15 protein-coding genes and 1 tRNA gene are annotated in these 20,225 nt (G+C 61.3%); 5 read left to right on the top strand and 11 right to left on the bottom strand.

Translation table 11 applies throughout. The annotated features are described in order from the left end of the window. Positions 1–112 precede the first annotated feature (112 nt). Positions 113–2,668 (bottom strand): transcription termination factor Rho, encoded by a 2,556-nt coding sequence (rho, locus tag AAAX35_RS07450; RefSeq protein WP_349117223.1) that lies wholly within the window; start codon positions 2,666–2,668, stop codon positions 113–115. Positions 2,669–3,196: 528 nt separating this feature from the next. Next, positions 3,197–5,050, bottom strand: a complete 1,854-nt coding sequence (argS, locus tag AAAX35_RS07445; RefSeq protein WP_055286535.1) for an arginine--tRNA ligase — start codon at positions 5,048–5,050, stop codon at positions 3,197–3,199. 342 nt (positions 5,051–5,392) lie between these two features. Between argS and AAAX35_RS07440 the strand changes: the two genes are divergently transcribed. Both AAAX35_RS07440 and AAAX35_RS07435 read left to right on the top strand, forming a co-directional pair. Beyond that, the gene (locus AAAX35_RS07440) at positions 5,393–5,878 is read left to right on the top strand and encodes a CarD family transcriptional regulator (RefSeq protein ID WP_006235480.1); all 486 of its coding nucleotides are present in this window, start codon (positions 5,393–5,395) and stop codon (positions 5,876–5,878) included. A 359-nt stretch (positions 5,879–6,237) separates the two neighbouring features. Next, positions 6,238–6,996: a transposase gene (locus AAAX35_RS07435; RefSeq protein WP_055310672.1), complete on the top strand. Its 759-nt coding sequence runs from the start codon at positions 6,238–6,240 to the stop codon at positions 6,994–6,996. Between the two features lie 169 nt (positions 6,997–7,165). On the opposite strand, the gene AAAX35_RS07430 is transcribed toward AAAX35_RS07435, so the two are convergent. After that, on the bottom strand, positions 7,166–7,765 hold the full coding sequence (locus AAAX35_RS07430) for an HD domain-containing protein (RefSeq protein WP_349091515.1): 600 nt from the start codon (positions 7,763–7,765) through the stop codon (positions 7,166–7,168). 171 nt (positions 7,766–7,936) lie between these two features. Beyond that, positions 7,937–9,223, bottom strand: a complete 1,287-nt coding sequence (locus AAAX35_RS07425; RefSeq protein WP_349117222.1) for a glutamate-5-semialdehyde dehydrogenase — start codon at positions 9,221–9,223, stop codon at positions 7,937–7,939. A gap of 112 nt (positions 9,224–9,335) precedes the next feature. On the opposite strand from AAAX35_RS07425, the gene AAAX35_RS07420 reads away from it, so the two are divergent. Next, a complete protein-coding gene (locus AAAX35_RS07420; RefSeq protein ID WP_349117221.1) occupies positions 9,336–10,754 on the top strand; it encodes an alpha/beta fold hydrolase in 1,419 nt (472 codons plus the stop codon). Positions 10,755–11,056: 302 nt separating this feature from the next. Here AAAX35_RS07420 and proB read toward each other — a convergent pair whose 3' ends face one another. From proB to AAAX35_RS07395, 5 genes are all read right to left on the bottom strand, one after another. Next, a complete protein-coding gene (gene proB, locus AAAX35_RS07415; protein ID WP_035137237.1) occupies positions 11,057–12,184 on the bottom strand; it encodes a glutamate 5-kinase in 1,128 nt (375 codons plus the stop codon). A gap of 103 nt (positions 12,185–12,287) precedes the next feature. After that, a complete protein-coding gene (locus tag AAAX35_RS07410; protein WP_349117220.1) occupies positions 12,288–13,793 on the bottom strand; it encodes a nicotinate phosphoribosyltransferase in 1,506 nt (501 codons plus the stop codon). Positions 13,794–13,877: 84 nt separating this feature from the next. Beyond that, positions 13,878–14,336 (bottom strand): hypothetical protein, encoded by a 459-nt coding sequence (locus tag AAAX35_RS07405; RefSeq protein ID WP_006235473.1) that lies wholly within the window; start codon positions 14,334–14,336, stop codon positions 13,878–13,880. 64 nt (positions 14,337–14,400) lie between these two features. Further along, positions 14,401–14,473 (bottom strand) — tRNA-Ala (locus AAAX35_RS07400). 151 nt (positions 14,474–14,624) lie between these two features. Beyond that, positions 14,625–15,563 carry a radical SAM protein gene (locus tag AAAX35_RS07395; RefSeq protein WP_006235472.1) on the bottom strand — a complete coding sequence of 313 codons (939 nt, stop codon included), beginning with the start codon at positions 15,561–15,563 and terminating at the stop codon, positions 14,625–14,627. A 525-nt stretch (positions 15,564–16,088) separates the two neighbouring features. On the opposite strand from AAAX35_RS07395, the gene AAAX35_RS07390 reads away from it, so the two are divergent. Both AAAX35_RS07390 and trpS read left to right on the top strand, forming a co-directional pair. Next, positions 16,089–17,288 carry an MraY family glycosyltransferase gene (locus tag AAAX35_RS07390; protein WP_349117219.1) on the top strand — a complete coding sequence of 400 codons (1,200 nt, stop codon included), beginning with the start codon at positions 16,089–16,091 and terminating at the stop codon, positions 17,286–17,288. 159 nt (positions 17,289–17,447) lie between these two features. Further along, positions 17,448–18,497, top strand: coding sequence for a tryptophan--tRNA ligase (trpS, locus tag AAAX35_RS07385; protein WP_118079659.1), 1,050 nt, complete (start codon positions 17,448–17,450; stop codon positions 18,495–18,497). A gap of 393 nt (positions 18,498–18,890) precedes the next feature. On the opposite strand, the gene AAAX35_RS07380 is transcribed toward trpS, so the two are convergent. Next, positions 18,891–19,211 (bottom strand): MGMT family protein, encoded by a 321-nt coding sequence (locus tag AAAX35_RS07380; RefSeq protein WP_217107928.1) that lies wholly within the window; start codon positions 19,209–19,211, stop codon positions 18,891–18,893. 80 nt (positions 19,212–19,291) lie between these two features. Continuing rightward, positions 19,292–20,146 (bottom strand): DegV family protein, encoded by an 855-nt coding sequence (locus AAAX35_RS07375; RefSeq protein WP_217107929.1) that lies wholly within the window; start codon positions 20,144–20,146, stop codon positions 19,292–19,294. Positions 20,147–20,225 lie beyond the last annotated feature (79 nt).

The raw sequence follows: 20,225 nt of genomic DNA, 5'->3' as shown, positions 1-20,225 counted from the left end.
TGCCAGTCTTATGGTCAAAAATAAGCGCGGAGCGGCGATATAGAAAAGGGCCGAGGCTCAAAGCCCCGACCCTTTATTGCATTGATGACTATCGCTGCGTGTGGATGACAACCTAGAACGTCTGCTCGTAGTCGCTGTGCTTTTTGGCCGAACGCACCAGGAACTCCTGGTTGGTGTTGGTGCCCTTAAGACCCTTGATAAACGACGCAGCTGCGCGCTCGGTGTTGTTCATGCCGGCAAGAATGCGACGCAGGCCAAAGACAAACGGACGCATCTGCTCGTCAACCAACAGGTCCTCGTTACGCGTACCGGAGGCAACGGGGTCGATAGCCGGGAAGATGCGGCGGTCGGCCAGGTCGCGGTCGAGCTTGAGCTCCATGTTGCCGGTGCCCTTGAACTCCTCAAAGATGACCTCGTCCATCTTGGAGCCGGTGTCGATGAGGGCAGAGGCCAGGATGGTAAGCGAGCCACCGTTCTCGATATTGCGGGCTGCGCCCAGGAAGCGCTTGGGCGGATACAGTGCCGCCGAATCGACGCCGCCCGAAAGGATGCGGCCTGAGGCGGGCGCCGCCAAGTTGTAGGCGCGGGCAAGACGCGTGATGGAGTCGAGCACCACCACGACATCGCCGCCCAGCTCCACGATGCGCTTGGCGCGCTCGATGACGAGCTCTGCCACACGAGTGTGGTTGTCGGCGGGCATATCGAAGGTCGACGCCACAACCTCGCCCTTGATGGAACGCTGCATATCGGTAACCTCTTCGGGGCGCTCGTCGACGAGCAGGCAGATGAGGTGCACCTCGGGGTTGTTAATCGAGATAGACTGGCAGATCTTCTTGAGGATTGTGGTCTTGCCGGCCTTGGGCGGGGACACGATCAAGCCACGCTGACCCTTGCCGATCGGCGACACGATGTCGATGGCGCGACCGGTAATGGAGTCCTTGCCATGCTCCATGCGCAGCGGCTCGTTGGGATAGACCGGGGTGAGGTCACCGAACTTGGGGCGGTTGCGAATCTGCTCGGGGTCTAGACCGTTGACGGTCGTGATTTTGGCGAGGCCGGCGCGCTTGTCGCCGCCGCGCGAAGGACGAAGCGAGCCCTCGATGACGTCGCCCGTGCGCAGACGCGCGGAGCGGATGAGGTAGGCGGGGACGAAGGCGTCGTCGTTGGACTTCATGTAACCGTGGGCGTGGATGATACCGGAGCTGTCCGGACGAATCTGCAGGATGCCCTTGATGTCGCGGAAGCCCTCGGCCTTCGCGGCGGTGACGTAGATCTCCTCGACGAGCTCGGCTTTCTTCTTGCCGGTCGTCTCGATCTCGAACTCCTTGGCCTTCTCGCGCAGCTCGGCGACCTTCATGGCCGCGAGTTCCTCACGCGAAAGCGTGGGCTCGGTGGGGGCGGCGTTGCGCTCCTTGTTGCGCTGTTTGCGATCGCGCTGGCGGTTGCGGCGGTCGTTGTTGCGCTCGTCCTTGCGCTCGTTGCGCTCGTCGTTACGCTTGTGCTGGCGACGGTTGGGGCGAGCGTTGTCTTCGGCCTCGGCGGGCGCGGCGCCATCGGTTGCGGCGGCGTCGGCGTTAGCCACAGTATCATCGCTGGCCTCGGCCTTGGAATCGCCCTGCAGCTCGGCCTCGGCCTGCTGCTCGGACGCCTTGGCCTTAGCGGACTTCTTACGACCGCGCTTGGGCTTCTCAGACGCAGGCTGTTCGACGTCCTGGGGCTCGGCGGCGTCAGTCGATGCATCGGCGGTCGTCTCGGCGGAATCCTCGGACGCACCCTTCTTGGCAGTCTTGGCCTTGGACGTGCGCTTAGCAGCAGTACGATGGCTGCGACCAGGACGGACGTCGGCGGGCTCGACATCGGCGGGAGCGGCCTCGGAAGTCGTAGCATCCTGGACGGGTGCATCGGCAGCGGTTGCAGACTCGGCGGTCGCCGCAGCATCCCGAGCGGCTGCAGCTGCGGCTGCGGCCTTCTCTGCCTCGACGAAGGCCTTGGGCTTGCGACCGCGACGGTGCGGGCGCAAAGCCGGATCGACAACGGGAACTTCGCTGGCCTCGACAGGCGCAGCGGACTCAGCAGGCGATGCGCCCTCCCCTGCCGCGGAACGAACCGAAGCCTCGGTGAGCTCGAGGGTTACCTGATCGGCAACCTGCTCGGCCTTAGCAGCCGTGCGACGGCGTGTGCGCGGTGCCGGCTTCTCGGTCGGCTGGTCGGCGGCAGGTGTCTCGGGCACAGACGGAGCTGCAAGCTCGGTCAGAGCCGCGGCCTCGCGCTCGGCAGCACGACGGCGGGCGCGCACCACCTGAGCCTCGCTAATCTGCGCCAACGCACGCGCCTGCGCGACCTCATCGGAAATCGGCTCCGAGGAGTCAGCTGCAACGGTGCGCTTGACGCGCGTCGTGCGCGTGGTACGGCGCTTGGGCTTGGTGACCTCCTCGCCGTCAGCAGCAGACTTGGCCGTGCGGCGCGTACGCTTGGGCTTTGCCGGAGCAGCCTCCTCACCAGTTGCAGGCACGGCCTTCTCAGCCGCTGAAGGCGTAGTCGTCGAAGCAGCCTTAGGCGTCTCAGGAGCCGAGGCTTGCGCGGGCGCCGCGACCTGGTCCAACGCAACCGGTGCAGCGGGAGCGGCTTGCGTCGTCGTTATTTCGTTTTCTTGCTGTTGATCAGACACAGTGTTTGCTCAACTTTCTTTTCAAGCCCTGTGATCACATGCTCCCTGCATAAACCTTCAGGGCGGCTAAACAGTCTAGCTCCGTCAAATACCGACGGACATCATTGATCTGTATCGAGATATTTGCGTCATATACGCAGCGTTAGTGTAACACAACCGCAACCACCTGCAACTTAGTCATTGAGGACGTTCTTAAACGACTAGTCAAAAGGGACAATCTTTGGTTTAACACCCACAAATCTGACTGCCTCCGCCAAAACTGTGGCGGTTTACTACGATGAATCGCTCAACCGCGATCACTCCGAAACTTGTTGAACTAAAACCGCAGCTAGATGCCTTGCACTTTTTTGCGAAAAGCCGGCGTAGTTGGAATTTCTCATTTCATCGTAGTAAACCGGCATAGTTTCGTATTTCCAGCAGTTCCAAATTCGTCAATACGTCGGCGTTTGCAAAAAGCCCGACCTCCGTGGGAGATCGGGCTTTCAAGGCTTAGTTAAACCAAGTCTGTACGGTCAAATGACCCGTAGCTTACATCTGCTCGGGCGCGGAAACGCCAACGAGGGTGAGCACCAGGGCGAGCGTCACACGGACGGCATCGCAAGCGGCCAGACGGGCACGCGAAAGCTCGGGGTCGACGGGACGGCCCTCGCTCGGCAGCACCTGACAGGCAGCGTAGAAGCTGTGGAAGTCGCCGGCGAGTTCCTCAGCAAAGTGCGTCAGACGGAACGGGGCGCGGTCGCGAGCGCAGCTGGCGATGAGGTCGGTGAGCTCGTTGAGCTTGCGCGAAAGGGCGAGCTCGGTCGGGTCGGTCAGCAGCGAGTAATCGACGTTCTCACCGATGGCCTTGGCGGCGACGGCCTTCATGCCCATCTCGTCAGCCTGCTCGGGCGTAACGTCAGCGGCACGGCGCAGGATGGAGCACACGCGGGCGTGAGCGTACTGCACGTAGTACACCGGGTTGGAGTTGTCGCGCTTCTTGACGGCCTCAATATCGAAGTCGACCATCTGGTTGGAGCTCTTGGAGATGAGGGTGTACCGGGCAGCGTCGGAGCCGACCTCGTCGACGAGCTCCTGCAGGGTCACCATGGTGCCCTTACGCTTGGACATACGGACGGGCTTGCCGTTGCGCAGCAGGTTGACGAGCTGGCCCAGCAGAACCTCAAACTTGCCGGGGTAACCCAAGGCATCGCAGACGCAGCGGACGCGCTCGATGTAGCCGTGGTGGTCGGCGCCCCAGATGTCGATGACGTGGTCGACGCGCTGGAACTTATCCCAGTGATAGGCAACGTCGGAGGCGAAGTAGGTGTACTCGCCGTCGGACTTGATCAGAACGCGGTCCTTGTCATCGCCCAGGTCGGTGGAGCGGAACCACAGGGCGCCGTCCTTGGTGTAGAGATAGCCCATCTTGTCGAGCTTCTCAAAAGCGCGGTCAACGGCGGAGGTGCCGGCGGTCTCGCCCTCGGTGTCCTTCACATACAGCGAGCGCTCGGAGAACCAACGATCGAAGTCGCAGTTAACGGCATGGCAAAGGTCGCGCATGTTGTCGACCATCTTTACATAGCCGCGCTCGCGGAAGCTCTCCATGCGCTCCTGCGGATCGGCGTTGACCCACTTATCGCCGTCGGTGCGCCAGAACTCGGCGGCCTCGTCGATGATGTAGTCGCCGCCGTAGGAGTCCTTGCCCAGGGTCTCGGCAAAGTTGTCCTGATACGGATGGGTCTCGGGATGCTCGTCGTTCTCGTCGGCAACAAAGGCGTCGCGGTCGGCGATCAGCAGCTTGTGAGCCTCGTCGATATCCACGCCCTGCTTGGCGATGATGTCGGCAAGCTGCATATAGCGCGTGCTGATGGAGTTGCCGAAGGTGTTCATCTGAGAGCCGTGGTCGTTGATGTAGAACTCACGCTGGATGTCGTAACCGGCGTGATCCATAACGCGGCAGAGCGAGTCGCCCAGCGCGGCCCAGCGGCCGTGGCCGATGTGCATGGGGCCGACGGGGTTGGCGGAAACGAACTCGACCTGGGTCTTCAGGCCACCACCGACGTTGGACTTAGCGAAGTCCATACCCTTCTCGCGAGCCTCGCCAAAGATGGCATTCTTGACGGCAACGGAGAGGTAGAAGTTGATGAAGCCGGGGCCTGCGATCTCGACCTTCTCGATCGCGGGGTCCTCGGGCATATGGGCAACGATGGCCTCGGCGATCTTGCGCGGGGCGCAGTGGGCCAGCTTGGCGGACTTCAGGGCCATGGTAGAGGTCCACTCGCCATGAGAAGTGTCAGCCGGTCGCTCGATAGCGCAATCGTCAAGTTCAAATGCGGAAAGGTCGCCGGCCTCCTGGGCCGCAGCAAGCGCAGCGCGTACCAGCTCTTCAATCTTCTCGGGCATAGATCCTCCTTGTGTTAAAGCCCCCGAGCTCTTGGTCACTCGTAGGGCAAAAGCCAGAGTTTGTAGCACTCTATCACAAGCGACGGGCACTGTCGCAGGGTAAAGCTAATAGATATTGCATATGCACAAAAATGACTACAGCTTGTATGGAGTCACTCAAAGATGCCGGTCTGCCTGCAGATTATGCAGGCGTTGAAAATGCATAAAGGTGTGAATGAGCTGCGTCTGTTATCGAATACTCTTACCTATCAGAGTTGTGTGCTTTTCCTGCATAAAGTACGGGTTTGCGCACGTCAGCGTGTTATTCTAGACATACGTAAATTCGTATAAGTTGGAGGTAGCATGTTCTCAATCGGTCAACACGTCATTCATCCGGGCCAGGGAGTCTGCACCGTCGTCGGTTTTAGGGACGACACACCGCAGCCCATGCTGTTGCTCGAGACCAAGCAGGGACATGCGCAGACGATCCTCATGTACCCCGTGGCGCAGGCCGACCGTCTGCACGCCGCCATCTCTCAGCAAGATGCCGAGCACCTGCTGAGCCACTATGACGAGCTGGAGTGCGACACCTTTACCGAGCGCAACAGCTCGCTTGAGGAGACACACTTTAAGCAGCAGCTCAAGCTGGGCGCGCCCGAGACGGTCCGCGTGGCAAAGACCATGATGCACCGCATTCGCCAGGCCGAGGAAGCTGATAAAAAACCCAGCTCCTACTACATGCGCGTACTCAAGGAGGCCAAGCGCCGCTCCATCGAGGAGTTCGCCGTGGCCTTGGGCGTCACCGAGGAGGCCGCCGAAGCCCGCCTAGCCCAAGCCGCCCTCAACTAACCTGCCAAAAAGGGACAGGTTTATTTTGGCAGGTTTTATCTGGCCAAACGTCAACAAACAATCAGTAAATGGCCGAGTTCTCCGTTTTGTTTGTGAGCGCCCGGCCATTTTTCTATCGCCGTAGAAATGCGTGAAGCCCATTTGCGATGACATCATGCGAGGGGGACCGTCCAGATCGACGCAACTAACGCCCGCATCCACAACAAGCGCGCCCGTCTTGTTCAATTACCATTAAAAAGCATCAATTTGAAAACGCAATAACATTTCGGCAGGTAGCAGCTATGGTCGGTGAACTGAATCTCGACAACCGAAGCCTCCGAATGAGGTATCTTCAGCCCATCCAAGCTAAAGGAGGGGCCATGCCGAGAAAACCTCGTTCAAAGTCACCAACCGGTTATTTCCACGTCACGTTGCGTGGAAACGGAGGGCAATTGCTGTTTGACGATGCCGAGGACCGAATCGCCATGCTTCAGATCCTCGATGCGATTCTCCCCAAACACAATATCGAGCTTATCGCTTGGTGCCTTATGGGAAACCACATTCATCTGCTCATCGACGATCCGGACGACCGCAAGAGCGACGCGATGCACGCGGTAGCCGTATCGTATGCGGGCAGGTACAATGCGCGGACGGGACATATCGGCCACGTGTTTCAGGAGCGGTTTTGGGATTCGCCCATTAAGTCGGAAGTATATTTACTCGAGGCAATTCGATACATTCATCTGAATCCACAAAAAGCAGGACTGGCGGCATACGACGAATATCCCTGGAGCAGCCATCGCGAGTATCTAATGAGTGCCAGGTCACGGCCGCATGTCACCGGCAGCGTTGTCGGTGTTTTATTCCCAACACCTCGCTCATACCTTCAGCTCATGGAAAGTGCGCCGTCGCTTCCCTATCGCCCCAGCGCAACAGCCAAGGTTCGCGAGGAAGATCTATGCGAATTTGGCACGGCAATCGTGCAGAGTGTCGCAGGATGTGCTCCGACGGAACTCAAATCCGTCTCCAAGCCACTTCGCAATGAGGCGATTCTCGCGCTTCGAAAAGAAGGGTTAACGGTTAGGCAGGTTCAGCTGTTGACCGGACTGGGGACATGGATTATCAAGAACGCGTCCTAGCGTCGCGCTTGCCGAGTTACGAGTACGGCGAAGCGCAGCTGCCTGCCGCGAGGCGCCGCCATTCGCCAACGTCACCATGTCAAACAGAAAACGCTTCCGCTGAATAACGTCCAACGGAAGCGTTTTCCCAGATAAAACCTACCAAAAAAACCTGTCCCTTTTTGGCAGGTTAGGCCTGGAAGGTGTCGCGGTCGGGCGCGAAGGACTGCATGGCCGCGATGGTGCGGTCGAAAAGCTCGGGGAGCTCCCAGCCCAGCATCTCGGCGCCCTGCGTAATCACGTCGCGCGAGCAGCCGGCGGCAAAGCGCTTGTCCTTGAACTTCTTCTTGAGCGACTTGGTCGTAAAGTCCATGACGCTTTTGCTCGGACGCATGATAACGGCGGCCCCGATCAGGCCGGTAAGTTCGTCGCACGCAAATAGGATCTTCTCCATCTGCGACTCGGGCTTGGGCAGCGAGGCGTTGAAATCGGACGTGTGCGTCTGGATGGCGCGGATGAGCTCGGGCGATGCGCCCTCGCCCTCCAGAATCTTGGCAGCATAGATGGTGTGGTTCACGGGGTCGTCCTCATGCTCCTCCCAATCCAAGTCGTGCAGCAGGCCGACGATACCCCAAAACTCCTCGTTCTCGGGGTCGAACTCGCGTGCAAAGTAGCGCATGGTGCCTTCGACCGTCTCGCCGTGGGTGATGTGGAACGGATCTTTGTTGTGCTCGTTGAGCAGTTCGAACGCACGGTCACGGGTGATTCCGGCGGAAAGCGTCTGAGACATGGCAATACCTCCAGGTGAGTCGGTGCTAGGACACGGTGTCACTATCGTATATCGCCGCGGCTCAAGCCGAAAGGCAGAAAAGGCATACGGAGAAAAAAGCCGGGCGAACGCGTCGCCCGGCAAAACCGCAGATAAAACCTGCCAAAATAAACCTGTCCCTTTTTGGTAGGTTTAGGGGCGGACCTGGCCGGTGCCGCGGAGCTTGTATTTGTAGGTGGTGAGGGCCTCGGCGGCAAAGGGGCCACGGGCGTGGAGCTTTTGGGTCGAGATGCCGATCTCGGCGCCCAGGCCAAACTCGCCGCCGTCAGTGAAGCGAGTGCTGGCGTTGGAGTACACGGCCGAGGCATCGACAGCATCGAGGAAGCGCTCGCAAGCATCCGTATCCTCGGCAACGATGGCCTCGGAGTGCATCGTGCCGTAGCGGTTGATGTGTGCGATGGCCTCGTCCTCGTTTGCCACGACCTTCACGCTCATCTCGAGCGCCAGGTACTCGCGACCCCAGTCCTCCTCAGTCGCGGCGACGTAGTCATCGCCCTCCACAAGCCCGGCATCGGCGCATGCGGCGCAGGTTGCCTCGTCGCCGTGCATGAGCACGCCGTGGTCATGCAGCACGGTCACGACCGCGGGCAAAAACGCATCGGCCACAGCACGGTCGACCAGCAGCGACTCGGCGGCATTGCACACGCCTACGCGCTGGGTCTTGGCATTAACGATAATGTTGAGCGCCTTATCAAAGTCGGCGGATTCATGCACGTAGATGTGGCAGTTGCCAGTGCCCGTCTCGATCACCGGCACAAGCGACTCGCGCACGCAGCGCTGGATCAGGCCTGCACCGCCGCGCGGAATGAGCACGTCGACGACACCGCGGAGCTTCATGAGCTCGACAGTGGCCTCGCGGTCGGTGGACTCGATCATCGACACGGCCTCGCGCGGGAAGCCCTTGGCCTCGAGCGCATCGGCCAGCAGCTCGGCGATCATGGCACACGAGTGATAGGCCAGCGAGCCGCCGCGTAGAATGCAGGCGTTGCCGGTACGGATGCAGATGCCTGCGGCGTCGGCCGTCACGTTGGGGCGCGCCTCGTAGACCATGGCGACCAGGCCCAACGGCACGCTCACGCGGGTCAGGTCCACACCGCTCGCAAGCACGCGGTGGTCGAGCACGCGGCCGACGGGATCGGGCAGCTCGGCGAGCTTCTCCAAACCGGCGGCCATGCCCTCGACGCGCTCAGGCGTCAGCAGCAGACGGTCGAGCAGACCGGCCGAGGTGCCCGCATCGCGCGCGGCGGACATATCGAGCTCGTTGGCGGCGACGATGGAGTCGACACCGTTGCGCAGTGCTGCGGCCATGGCGCGCACGGCCTCCTGGCGCTGCTCATCGCTCGCCGTGGCAAGCGAGGCCGACGCCGCCTTGGCGGCAACGGCAAGATCGTGGACATACGTGGCTATATCGACCGACATGGGCGGCCCTTTCTCCTAGAAGTTTGCAACCATGGTAGCCGATTTGCGCATGGCCTCGCCCGCGGCGGTAGAATTGGTCAACCCGAAACACCGCAACGAACGGAAGACTCACATGGCCCTCATCACTTCGTACCACGTCCCCGGCCTTTACGTCGAGGACCACAGCATCGACGTCCCCCTTGACTGGCGCGGCCTGGAGCCGATGCTTTTGGCCGTCGGCAGTACCATGCGCCGCGGCGCTATGCCGGCACCCATCGCCGGCGCGCCCGAGAGCATCAAGCTCTTCTACCGCGTGGTTTGCGCGCCCGACCGCATCAACGACGATCTGCCGCTGCTCCTGTTTTTGCAGGGCGGCCCCGGCGGCGAGAGCCCACGTCCGCTGTCGCCCACAAGCGACGGCTGGATCGAGGAGGCCGTCAAGCACTTCCGCGTGGTCCTTCCCGACCAGCGCGGCACCGGACGCAGTAGCTGCGTGGACGGACGCACGATCAAGGCACTGGGTGATCGCGCAACGGCCGCCGGCGCCGATACAGCACGCTCGCAGGCCGACTTCCTCAAGCGCCACCTCGCCAGCTCCATCGTGCGCGATTATGAGTACCTGCGCCTGGTGGGCTTTGGCGGCAAGCCCTGGGTCACACTCGGGCAGAGCTACGGCGGCTTTTTGACGTTGAGCTATCTGTCGCTCTTCCCCGAGGGCATAGCAGCAAGCTTTACCTGCGGCGGCATCCCCCACGTGCCGGCGAGCGCAAGCGAGGTCTACGCGCACACCTTCCCGCGCATGGCCGCCAAGACGCAGCAGTATTACGACCGCTACCCCGCTGACGTCGACCGCGTGGCAGCCCTGGCCGATGCGCTCGAGGCCCAGAAGCCCGTGCTGCCCGACGGCTCGCCGATGACGGTCGAGCGCCTACAGCTCATGGGCAGCGACTTTGGCATGAAGCCGAGCTTTGAGCGCATGCATTGGATTATCGATCACGCGTTTGTTACTGGCGACGGTACGCTTAGCTGCGGCTCCTCGGTATCCGACAGCTTTTTGATGCGCGCCTTCGAGCGCACCAACACGCGTACAAACCCGCTGTACTGGACGCTGCAGGAGTTTATCTACGCCGACGGCGACACCATGCCCATTCGCTGGGCCGCAGCAGAGGAGAAGGCCCATCGTGCCGAGTTCGACACACTCGCGCGCCCGCTCATGTTTACCGGCGAGGCCATGTTCCCGTGGATGTTTGAGCAGATGCCCGAGCTTATGCCGTTTAAGCCCGCCATGGACCTGCTGATGGAAGACACCAGCTGGGACAAGATCTACGACCCGCAGCGCCTAGCCTGCAACGAGGTGCCACTCCAGGCCGCGGTGTATTTCGACGATATGTACGTCGATTCGGGCATGCAGCTCGATACGCTCAGCCGCGTGGGCAACTCGCATGCCTGGGTGACCAACGAGTTCGAGCACGACGGCCTGCACGGCAGCGCGGTGTTCAAGCACCTCTTCGACGAAGCGCTCAACCGCGGAGACCTGCGCCGGATCTTCTAGCTAAGGAGTGTCCCAAAGTGCCGGCACAAAAGGAACGTCCCCAAGTGCCGGCAGTGGGACCCCGCCGCCTCAACGAGTTGCGGTGAAATAAGGACTGTTAAAGGCTTTAAAGCCGCCAAACCATCCCTATTTCACCGCAACTTACGATATGCCGGCGTTACGGCCATCGCAGGTAGAGAACGGAAAGCGAAAACGCCCCTAAGCGAGCAAGGTGACGTGAAAGAGGAGGGCATTGACCTTTTGGTCATGCCCGACGATTGAACGTCAGATTGCCGCTTAGGGGCGTTTGCAGCGTCAATTGGTTAAGCGAAGACGATTAGGTTATCCCTGTGTATCGCCGGCTTCTCGGCCAAGTTAGCGAGCAGGCGGTTGCTGGCGATCTGGTCCTGGCGGCGGCCGGCAGCAAGCTCCAGCACGTCCGAATCGGCCTCGGCGATACCGCGGGCGACGACCATACCGCTCGGATCGCACACATCGAGCACATCGCCCTCGGCAAACTGGCCATCGACCTCGCGAATACCCACCGCAAGCAAGGAAGAGCCACGGCTAACCAGCGCCTTCGCAGCACCATCATCGACCGTCACCGAGCCATGCGCCTTGTCGCCCAGTGCGATCCACAGCTTGCGGGGTGCGATGTCCAGACGCTCCGCCGGCGGATCGAACAGCGTGCCCACGCTCTCGCCGCGGGCGAGGCGCACGAGCGCATCGGGCTCCTCGCCTGAGCAAATCACGCTCTGAATGCCCGCCGTCATCAGGATGCGGCTCGCGCGGATCTTGGTAATCATGCCGCCCGTTCCCACCGATGTGGAAGAATCGCCCGCCGAGGCAATAATCTTGGCATCGATCTTATGCACGACAGGAACAAACTCGGCCGTGGGGTCCTCATGCGGATTGGCAGTATAGAGACCATCGATGTCCGAGAGCGTCACGCACAGATCGGCAGAAACCAGGCAGCTCACAAGCGCCGCCAGTGTGTCGTTGTCGCCAAACTTGATCTCATCGACAGTAACGGTATCGTTCTCGTTGACGACCGGCACCACGCCAAGCTCCACCAGGCGCAGCAGGGCGTCGCGCGCGTGCAGGTAGGACGTACGGCGCGCCGTGTCGTGACGCGTGAGCAGCACGAGCGAGGTGAGCAGGTCGCGCGCATGAAACTCCTCGTCGTAGGCCGACGAGATGATGCACTGGCCGGCCGAAGCGCAGGCCTGCAGGCTCGGCAGGTCGCCGACCGGCTTACGGTCGAAGCCCAGCACGGGATAGCCACAGGCGATAGCGCCCGAGCTCACCACGACCAGACGCCAGCCGAGCTTGCGCAGCGCTGCGGCCTGATCGGCAAGCCCGCCGATAAAGGCGCGGTTGACCTTGCCGTCGGCGCCCACCACCGTGGACGAGCCGATCTTTACCACCATCGTTTTATAAGAAGTCGTCATACGTCAAACCAATCGAGTGTTGAGCAGGCGGGCGAGCTGGAGCAGCCGGGGCACCCGGTGCGGGACGGACGAAAATGATCCGTTTTCCTCCGTCCCCTTCGGATCATTTTGCCCAGGGGAAGGCCGAAGCCGCGGCCATGTTCTTGCGCACGAGCTCGTCGCGCACCTGAGCCAGGCCCTGCTCCATGCCCACCACATAGGTCTGCGGGTACAGGAAGCGCTTGAAAGCTGCGTCCAGATGATCGAGCGCCCAAGCACAGCGCTCGCGCGCGTCCTGGATGCTCTCACGCGGAGCCACCGCACTGCCATCGCGCACGATCGGCACCAGCAGCTCGCGATACTCAAGTTCGGACACGTCGGTCACCAGGGCGGCATCATTCACGGCCACGAGGGTATTGCCGCGCGCGGCGCCCTCCCCCGCCAGATGGTCCTCGTCGTAGATCATGTCGCAGACTGGGCCGCCAAAGCCGTCGTAATAACGGCGCACGCGTTGCACACCCGGGATCGTGCGCTTATAGGGCTGCTCGGAGAGCTTGACCACCGGCGTCCATGGATCTGTCTCGCTCGCACGGCGGGCGGAAAGCTTGTACACGCCACCCAGCGCCGGCTGGTCATAGCAGGTCGCGAGCTTGGTACCCACGCCAAAGCTATCGATGGGCGCGCCCTGGTCCAGCAGCGACTGAATCGTGTACTCGTCAAGATCGTTGGAAACCGAGATCCCCACATAGGGCAGGCCCTCGGCATCAAAACGGCCGCGAACATACTTGGAGAGCTTGGCGAGGTCGCCGGAGTCGATGCGAATAGCCGACAGACGCTCGCCCACCGCCTCCATCTCCTTGGCAACCGTAATGGCATGCTCGCAGCCCTCGCGCACGTCATAGGTGTCGATGAGCAGCGTACAGTTCTTGGGGCTCGACTTGGCAAAGGCGCGGAAGGCCTCGAGCTCGGAATCGAAGCTCATCACCCAGCTGTGCGCATGCGTGCCAAAGACGGGAATACCATAGCGGCGGCCGGCGAGCACATTGGACGTAGAGGAGCAGCCGGCAACGTAGCTCGCGCGCGCAACGGCCAGGCCGCCATCGGGACCCTGGGCGCGGCGCAGGCCAAACTCCGCCACGGGGCGACCGTCGGCGGCGAGCACCACGCGCGCCGTCTTGGTGGCGACAAGCGTCTGGAACCCGACGATGTTGAGCAGCGCCGTCTCAAGCAGCTGGCACTCGAGCGCAGGACCGGTGACGCGCACCATGGGCTCGCGCGGAAAGACGAGCTCGCCCTCGGGGACGGCGTCGATATTTACATGCGCACGAAAATCGCGCAGGTAGTCGAGGAATCCAGGCTTGAACATCGCGCCGCCGGCAGGGGCCTCAAGCGAGGCGAGGTAGTCGATATCCTCGGGCGTAAAGCGCAGGTTCTCGACGAGCTCGGGCAGCTCGGCGGTGCCACACATGACGGCATAGGCGCTGCCAAAGGGATGGTCGCGGTAAAACGCGGTAAAACAACCCTGCTCATTGGCCTTGCCGCTCTCCCACAGGCCCTGGGCCATAGTGAGCTCGTACAGATCGGTGAGCATTGCAATGTCGGTGGGATGCGAGATGTCGGTCAAAGCCATGGGGCGACCTTTCGGATGTGTGGTGCAGAATTTGAGGGTTGGACGAGAGCAGAGCATGCGGACATGACGCCCGATGCGAGTCGGTTAGAGCAGGCCCATGCTGGTCAGGATCGTGTAGCCCATAAAGATGACAAACGCGATGAGGGCAAGGACAATGATGATTTTTTGAGCCGGCGCCATGCCAGGGATCTCGTTCTCGCCCATAGGCTCCTTGGAGGTAACCATGCGCTGGGCAAAGGTCATCTCGTCACGGCTCGGCTTGGGCTCGACGGACTTGGGACGGGCGGCCTTTTTAGGCTGAGGTTTGGGCGCGGCAGGTGCAGGCTTCGCAGCAGCGGGCTTGGGTGCGGGCGCGGGCGCCGATGCGGATGCGGCGTTCGCGGCGGCCTCCTCGGCCTTCGCACGCTCGGCACGCAGGGCAGCCAGCTCCTCACGCTCGCGACGGGCCTCTTCCCGAGCCTCGCGGCGGGCCTTCTCAGCGCGGAGCTCTTCCAACTCGGCGCGCTCCTCGTCGGACAATGGTTGGGACTCAAGCTCGGCCATGATATAGCCCTTTCTTTTAAAAAAAGCCGCCGACACAATGTCAGCGGCTTATCAAATCCATGGGTGGAGACGAAGGGAGTCGAACCCTCGGCCTCTGCCATGCGACGGCAGCGCTCTCCCAACTGAGCTACGTCCCCAGGACAAGTCGATATTTTACCTACGGCTCGCCAACTGTCAACGCCCAATAACCAGTCTTTTTGGGACGCGGCTATTTTGACAACTTTTCGAACAGGCGATCCTCTCGATGATTTTTTAATCCCCGTCCCAGAAAAATCATCAGCGTGCGCTCTACTTTGCGCTGGTGAGGACGCCGGTGGTGTCGAAGGCCGGGGTGAAGCTCTCGTCTACCGCGCCGCCCTCTTGCCAGAACATCGTCGTAAAACCCAGGTCGTCGGCATGGTCGAGCACCTGCTCGTACTCTTCACGCGTCACGGCGCGTGCCAGGTCGCCGCCCTGCTCGCGCATGAGCGCATTGGGCGTGTACTGGTTCATAACCGAGATCGGCACGTCGCCCACCGTCTGCCACACCAGGTCCAGCACGCGACACGAATCGTCTGCATGCCCCGGAAGCACCAGGTGACGCACGATCATGCCACGCTTCATAAGCCCGTCCTCGTCCACCAACTCTCCCCCGCGGCGCTCGATCTCGCGCGCCATCTGGGCCAGACCCGACACGGCCACACGCGGGTAATCCTTTATATGGGAGAGCGACTGCGCAAGCCCGGCATCGGCATATTTAAAGTCGGTGAGCCACACATCGACCAGGTCGCCCAGCGCCGCCACGGCACTCGCGCGCTCGTAACCACTCGTGTTGTAGACGATTGGGATAACCAGTCCGCGCGCCCGTGCCGCGGCAATCGCGGCAGGCAACAGGTGCGCATAGTGCGTCGCCGTCACCAAATTGATGTTGTTGGCACCCTGGTCCTGCAGTTCCAGCATAATCTCGACCAGGCGCTCAGGCGAAATCTCAAGGCCAAAATTGCCGGTCGAGATCTCGTGGTTCTGGCAGTAGATACATTTGAGCGAGCAGCCGCTAAAGAAGATCGTGCCCGAACCGGCCTCGCCCGAGATAGGCGGCTCCTCCCACATATGAAGCGCGGCGCGGGCCACCTTGAGCGTGTCGTTAGCACCGCAGACGCCGTGCGCGCCCTCATCGCGCGCCGCACCGCAACGGCGCGGACACAAATGGCAGGCGGGCGAAAAAAGTTCGGTCAACGACGTCGGCATAAAACCATGCTCCAAAACAACGATTCAGCAGCTCAAACGTAAAGGGATCAACCCCACAGACGGCTCGAGCCCAAGGCGCCGTAATCGTCCGACACGATTTTTGTAATGTCAAGACTGGAATCAATAAAGTGCCGCTTTATGATGTAGGTATTCCGCCCCCCGCGGAGCAACTGGGTGAACCGTCGCGTTTATTTAGGGAGCCCACACAGTCGTACCTAGTACAGGTATCCTTCGTTGTTAAGGACGCTGGAACAGTCGATGAGGGCACCCACCTGTTTTAGGTGGGTTCATTTTCGTAACGTGGGGGGTGGTTTTCTTTTGCCGAAAATCACCATTACAGTCCATATGGATCCCCGCCGGCATCCCGACAAGCCATCGACAACATCCCAATATCTGGTAAGCGCGTGATTATCGCTGCGTGCAATTCCATGCACCCCCCTTGGTCGAGTATTATGGTTCGGCTATGCCCTTTGCGCATGGCGTTCTTCTGACCTTTTCCTTCGACGCTTGGCGGTTTTTAGATTCATGGCTTCATCCCCGAGCTACATACCGTACCTATGCGTGGCAGCGGCGGCCTTTATCACGACCTTCCTCACGGTACCCCTGGTCAAGCGCCTGGCAATCAAGCTCGACGCCGTCGACTATCCTTCTAAGCGCCGCATCAACACCAAGCCCATCCCGCGTTTGGGCGGAACGGCGGTGTTTTTGGGCCTGGTCGTCGCCTGCACTGTGCAAATCCTAGGCACCTGGTACCTGGGTTGGCCGCCCGTTTTGGTGCCCCACCCCCGTCTGCACATCAGTTACCCCATCCTTGCGCTTTCTTTTACCGTTATCTTTGCGACCGGCGCGATCGACGACATCTACCAGCTCAAGCCCAAGCAAAAGCTGGCCGGCCAGGTCCTCGCCGCGCTCATCGCCTGCGTAGGCGGCCTAAAAATCGGCGTCATCGTCAACCCGTTTGCCCCCGGCGAGATTATGCTCGGCTGGCTCGCCTACCCCATTACCGTGATCTACCTGGTGGCGTTCACCAACATCATCAACCTTATCGACGGCCTTGACGGCCTGGCGACGGGTATCTGCGGCATCGCATCGTTCACGATGTTCTCGATGGCCGTTCTCTCGGGCCGCATCGATGCCGCCGCGCTCTCCATTGCGCTCTTTGGCTCGTGCCTCGCCTTCTTGCACTATAACTTCAACCCCGCGAGCATCTTCTTGGGCGACTCGGGGTCGCTGCTGCTGGGCTTTGCGCTGGGCTCCATCTCGCTGCTCAACGTGAGCCGCACCGCCGCGCTCACCTCGCTCATCATCCCGCTCCTCGTGGCCGGCGTGCCCATCATCGATACGTTTAGCGCCATCGTGCGCCGCAAGCGCGCCCACATTAGCATTGGACAGGCCGACAAGGGCCACATCCACCACCGCCTCATTCAAGAGGGCTACAACCAAAAGCAAGCCGTACTGCTCATCTACGCCTGGTGCATACTGCTTTCGGCCGGCGCCGCGGCCATCAATCAGGTCGAGGTCCCCATGCGCGTGCTCATCTTTACCGTGCTCGCCATTGGCTCGGCGGCCTTCGCCAAGCGCCTGCACCTGTTTGAGCCCGTGCTGCGCCACCATTACAACAAGCGAACGCACGAAGACGAGCTGGTAACCCCCGACGACCCCGCCTTTAAGCAGGAAGAGCAAGCAGCCGAGGAGCGCAAAGAAGAGCGCCACCACAAGCTCTAGGATAAGCTGCCGAGGATGCGCGCGGGCACCGTTGGCCAAGCGCAGCCGCGCCTCGCCCATCGCACAAGCCACCCCTCTCCCACCCCTCGCCTACTTATGCCCCGCCCCTCCAATAAACGCGCTATCATCTTGAGCCATGAACATACGTTAGGAGCAATCATGCCAAACGAAAACAGCTACGAAGTCGCGCTGCAAAAGAGCAACGCCATTCGCGAGGGCCTGGCCAAGACGCCCGAGAAGTTCACCATGCTTACCGGCGACCGCCCCACCGGACGCTTGCACCTGGGCCACTACTTTGGCACCCTCAAGGGCCGCGTGGAGCTGCAGAACATGGGCGCCAAGACCAACGTACTCATCGCCGACTACCAGGTCATCACTGACCGCGACACCACCGAGCACATCCAGGACAACGTGTACAACATGGTCATGGACTACCTTGCCTGCGGCATCGACCCCGACAAGACCATGATCTACGCGCACTCCGCCGTGCCCGCCGCAAACCAGCTCATGCTGCCGTTCCTGTCGCTGGTCTCCGAGGCCGAGCTGGCGCGCAACCCCACGGTCAAGGCCGAGATGGAGGCCTCGGGGCACGAGCTCACCGGCCTTTTGCTCACCTACCCGGTGCACCAGGCCTGCGACATCCTGTTCTGCAAGGGCAATGTGGTGCCCGTCGGCCGCGACCAGCTGCCGCACATCGAGCTCACCCGCACCATCGCCCGCCGCTTTAACAACCGCTACGGCAAGGTGTTCCCCGAGGTCGACGCGCTGCTGTCCGAGACCCCGCTGCTGCCCGGCCTGGACGGTCGCAAGATGAGCAAGAGCTACGGCAACGCCATCAACATCTCGATGACCGCCGAGGAGACGGCCAAGCGCATCAAGAAGAGCCAGACCGACTCCGAGCGCATGATCACGTTCGATCCCGAGAACCGCCCCGGCGTTTCCGGCCTTCTTTCGACGGCCGCCATCTGCACCGGCCGTTCCGAGGTCGAGATTGCCGAGGAGATTGGCATGGGCGGCTCCGGCCAGCTCAAGAAGTACGTGACCGAGGCCGTCAACGAGTACTTCGCGCCGATCCGCGAGCGTCGCCAGCGTTACGAGAACGATCTGGACTATGTGAAGGACGTCCTGCACGAGGGCAACCGTCGTGCCAACGAGATTGCCGAGCAGACTCTGGCCGAGGTTCGGGACGCCATGGGCATGGTGTACTAGACCGATCTGCGGGCATGAGCTTTCGATTGCTATAGGGCGGGCGCTACGGCGTCCGCCTTTTTTGGTGCCCGGCCGACTCGGATCTACCCATTGCACTTCCCTGATAAACGGGAACGGGCCCGCCGGCAGTCAGTTGCCAGCGGGCCCGTTCCCGAAGTACACCGTTGAATCGCACAGAGGGGAGGGATGCGAATCAAACTCAACAGGGCAGGCTTTTTCATCGCCTATTGCCTGCTCCGTTGCTGAAACCAATATAGTTCACCGTGGTTTACTTTGCAGGATCAATATCCGCCGCCATAGCTTCTCCATAAGTTAGCCCCGGTAAACCTGAAACAGAAAACCACCACAAAGGGGACAGGCACCTTTGTGGTGGTTCTGGCCACGGCAGAGCTGTTAGAGTCCGGCAGGCCAACGACAGACGGCCAGGTCGACGTGCATGTCGTCCTTAAACGCCACACCCTCCCCTAGCAAAAGCTCACGTTGAGCATCGGGACCGCCAAAAGCAAAACCCTCGCATATGCGCCCGTCGGCAAACACCACGCGGTGACAGGGAATCTCGCCGGGGCGCGGATTGCTATGCAGGGCATACCCCACATACCGCGCACTTCGTGGTCGACCGGCAAGCAGCGCCACCTGACCATACGTGGCGACCATCCCCTCGGGGATCTGCTCGACCACCTCGTACACCCGTTCAAAAAAGCCCTCAGACGCCATTGCTCGCTCCCTTCTACCCTGAAAAGCATAAACCACCGCAAAGGGGACAGGCACCTTTGTGGTGGTTTATGGCAGGTCGGTTAGTTGGCGGGCTGGAAGAAGGCTACGGCTACGGCGCCAGGGCCTACGTGGGTACCGATGGTGGCGCCGATGGTGTGAACGGGCAACTCGCCCTCGGTGTGGCCAGCCCAAAGTGCCGCGCTGTCCTCGATATACTTCTTGAGCACCGCATCCGAAAGACCCGTATAGCCGAGCGCCAGCGGCATGGAAAAGTCGATGCCGCCCGCCTTTTCGACCTTTTGGTTCAGCAGGTTGCGGCCGTTCTTGGAACCGCGCGCCTTGCCCAGCTGCACGATCAGACCGTCCTCGACAGCCACCACAGGCTTTACGTTGAGCAGCGTGCCCACGGCGCCGGCCGCAGCAGACAGACGACCGCCGCGCACCAGGTACTCCAGCGTCTCGAGCAGGCCGATGACGACCACGCGGTCACGGACGGCCTCGACGGCCGCCGCGATCTGGGCCGCACTACGGCCCTCGTTCACCAGGCGCAGGGCATACTCGACCAGGACACGCTCGCCCAGAGTGACGTTATTGCTATCCACCACGTACACGTCGCCGCCCGGCGCCTCGGCAAGTGCGGTACGGGCACTCTGATTTGTACCCGAAAGCTTAGCGCCCACGGTAATAATCACGGCCTCGTCGCCGGCCTCACGCGCCTCGGCGATGGCCTGCGAAAACGCGTACGGGTTGACCTGGCCGGTCTTGGGCAGCTCATCGCGCTCCACGAGCATCTCGTAAAAGCGCTGGTGATCGATGTCGATGCCATCCATGTACACATCGGTGCCAAAGGTGACGGACAGCGGCAAAACGGCCAGTGCTGGGTGCTCGGCCGGCGACATATCGCTTGCGGAATCGGTAATAATGCGGACGGACATAGCGAATCCTTTCTTGCGCGGACCTCGCGCGGGGAATTTTGACAGCAATGCCCCGGCACGGTATACGCGCTCAAACGGG

The sequence above is a fragment of the Collinsella sp. CLA-ER-H11 genome (genome assembly GCF_040092445.1).
GTDB lineage: Bacteria > Actinomycetota > Coriobacteriia > Coriobacteriales > Coriobacteriaceae > Collinsella.
Note: the sequence above shows the minus strand (reverse complement) of the source record. Positions and strands in the feature narration are given on the sequence as shown.

Bases quoted from the DNA above. Each gene is read 5' to 3' on its own strand.
- AAAX35_RS07390 (WP_349117219.1), top strand. From the start codon at position 16,089: ATGGCTTCATCCCCGAGCTACATACCGTACCTATGCGTGGCAGCGGCG.
- AAAX35_RS07375 (WP_217107929.1), bottom strand. From the start codon at position 20,146: ATGTCCGTCCGCATTATTACCGATTCCGCAAGCGATATGTCGCCGGCC.
- trpS (WP_118079659.1), top strand. From the start codon at position 17,448: ATGCCAAACGAAAACAGCTACGAAGTCGCGCTGCAAAAGAGCAACGCC.
- AAAX35_RS07425 (WP_349117222.1), bottom strand. From the start codon at position 9,223: ATGTCGGTCGATATAGCCACGTATGTCCACGATCTTGCCGTTGCCGCC.
- proB (WP_035137237.1), bottom strand. From the start codon at position 12,184: ATGACGACTTCTTATAAAACGATGGTGGTAAAGATCGGCTCGTCCACG.
- AAAX35_RS07430 (WP_349091515.1), bottom strand. From the start codon at position 7,765: ATGTCTCAGACGCTTTCCGCCGGAATCACCCGTGACCGTGCGTTCGAA.
- AAAX35_RS07440 (WP_006235480.1), top strand. From the start codon at position 5,393: ATGTTCTCAATCGGTCAACACGTCATTCATCCGGGCCAGGGAGTCTGC.
- argS (WP_055286535.1), bottom strand. From the start codon at position 5,050: ATGCCCGAGAAGATTGAAGAGCTGGTACGCGCTGCGCTTGCTGCGGCC.
- AAAX35_RS07410 (WP_349117220.1), bottom strand. From the start codon at position 13,793: ATGGCTTTGACCGACATCTCGCATCCCACCGACATTGCAATGCTCACC.
- AAAX35_RS07420 (WP_349117221.1), top strand. From the start codon at position 9,336: ATGGCCCTCATCACTTCGTACCACGTCCCCGGCCTTTACGTCGAGGAC.
- AAAX35_RS07380 (WP_217107928.1), bottom strand. From the start codon at position 19,211: ATGGCGTCTGAGGGCTTTTTTGAACGGGTGTACGAGGTGGTCGAGCAG.
- AAAX35_RS07435 (WP_055310672.1), top strand. From the start codon at position 6,238: ATGCCGAGAAAACCTCGTTCAAAGTCACCAACCGGTTATTTCCACGTC.
- AAAX35_RS07395 (WP_006235472.1), bottom strand. From the start codon at position 15,563: ATGCCGACGTCGTTGACCGAACTTTTTTCGCCCGCCTGCCATTTGTGT.
- AAAX35_RS07405 (WP_006235473.1), bottom strand. From the start codon at position 14,336: ATGGCCGAGCTTGAGTCCCAACCATTGTCCGACGAGGAGCGCGCCGAG.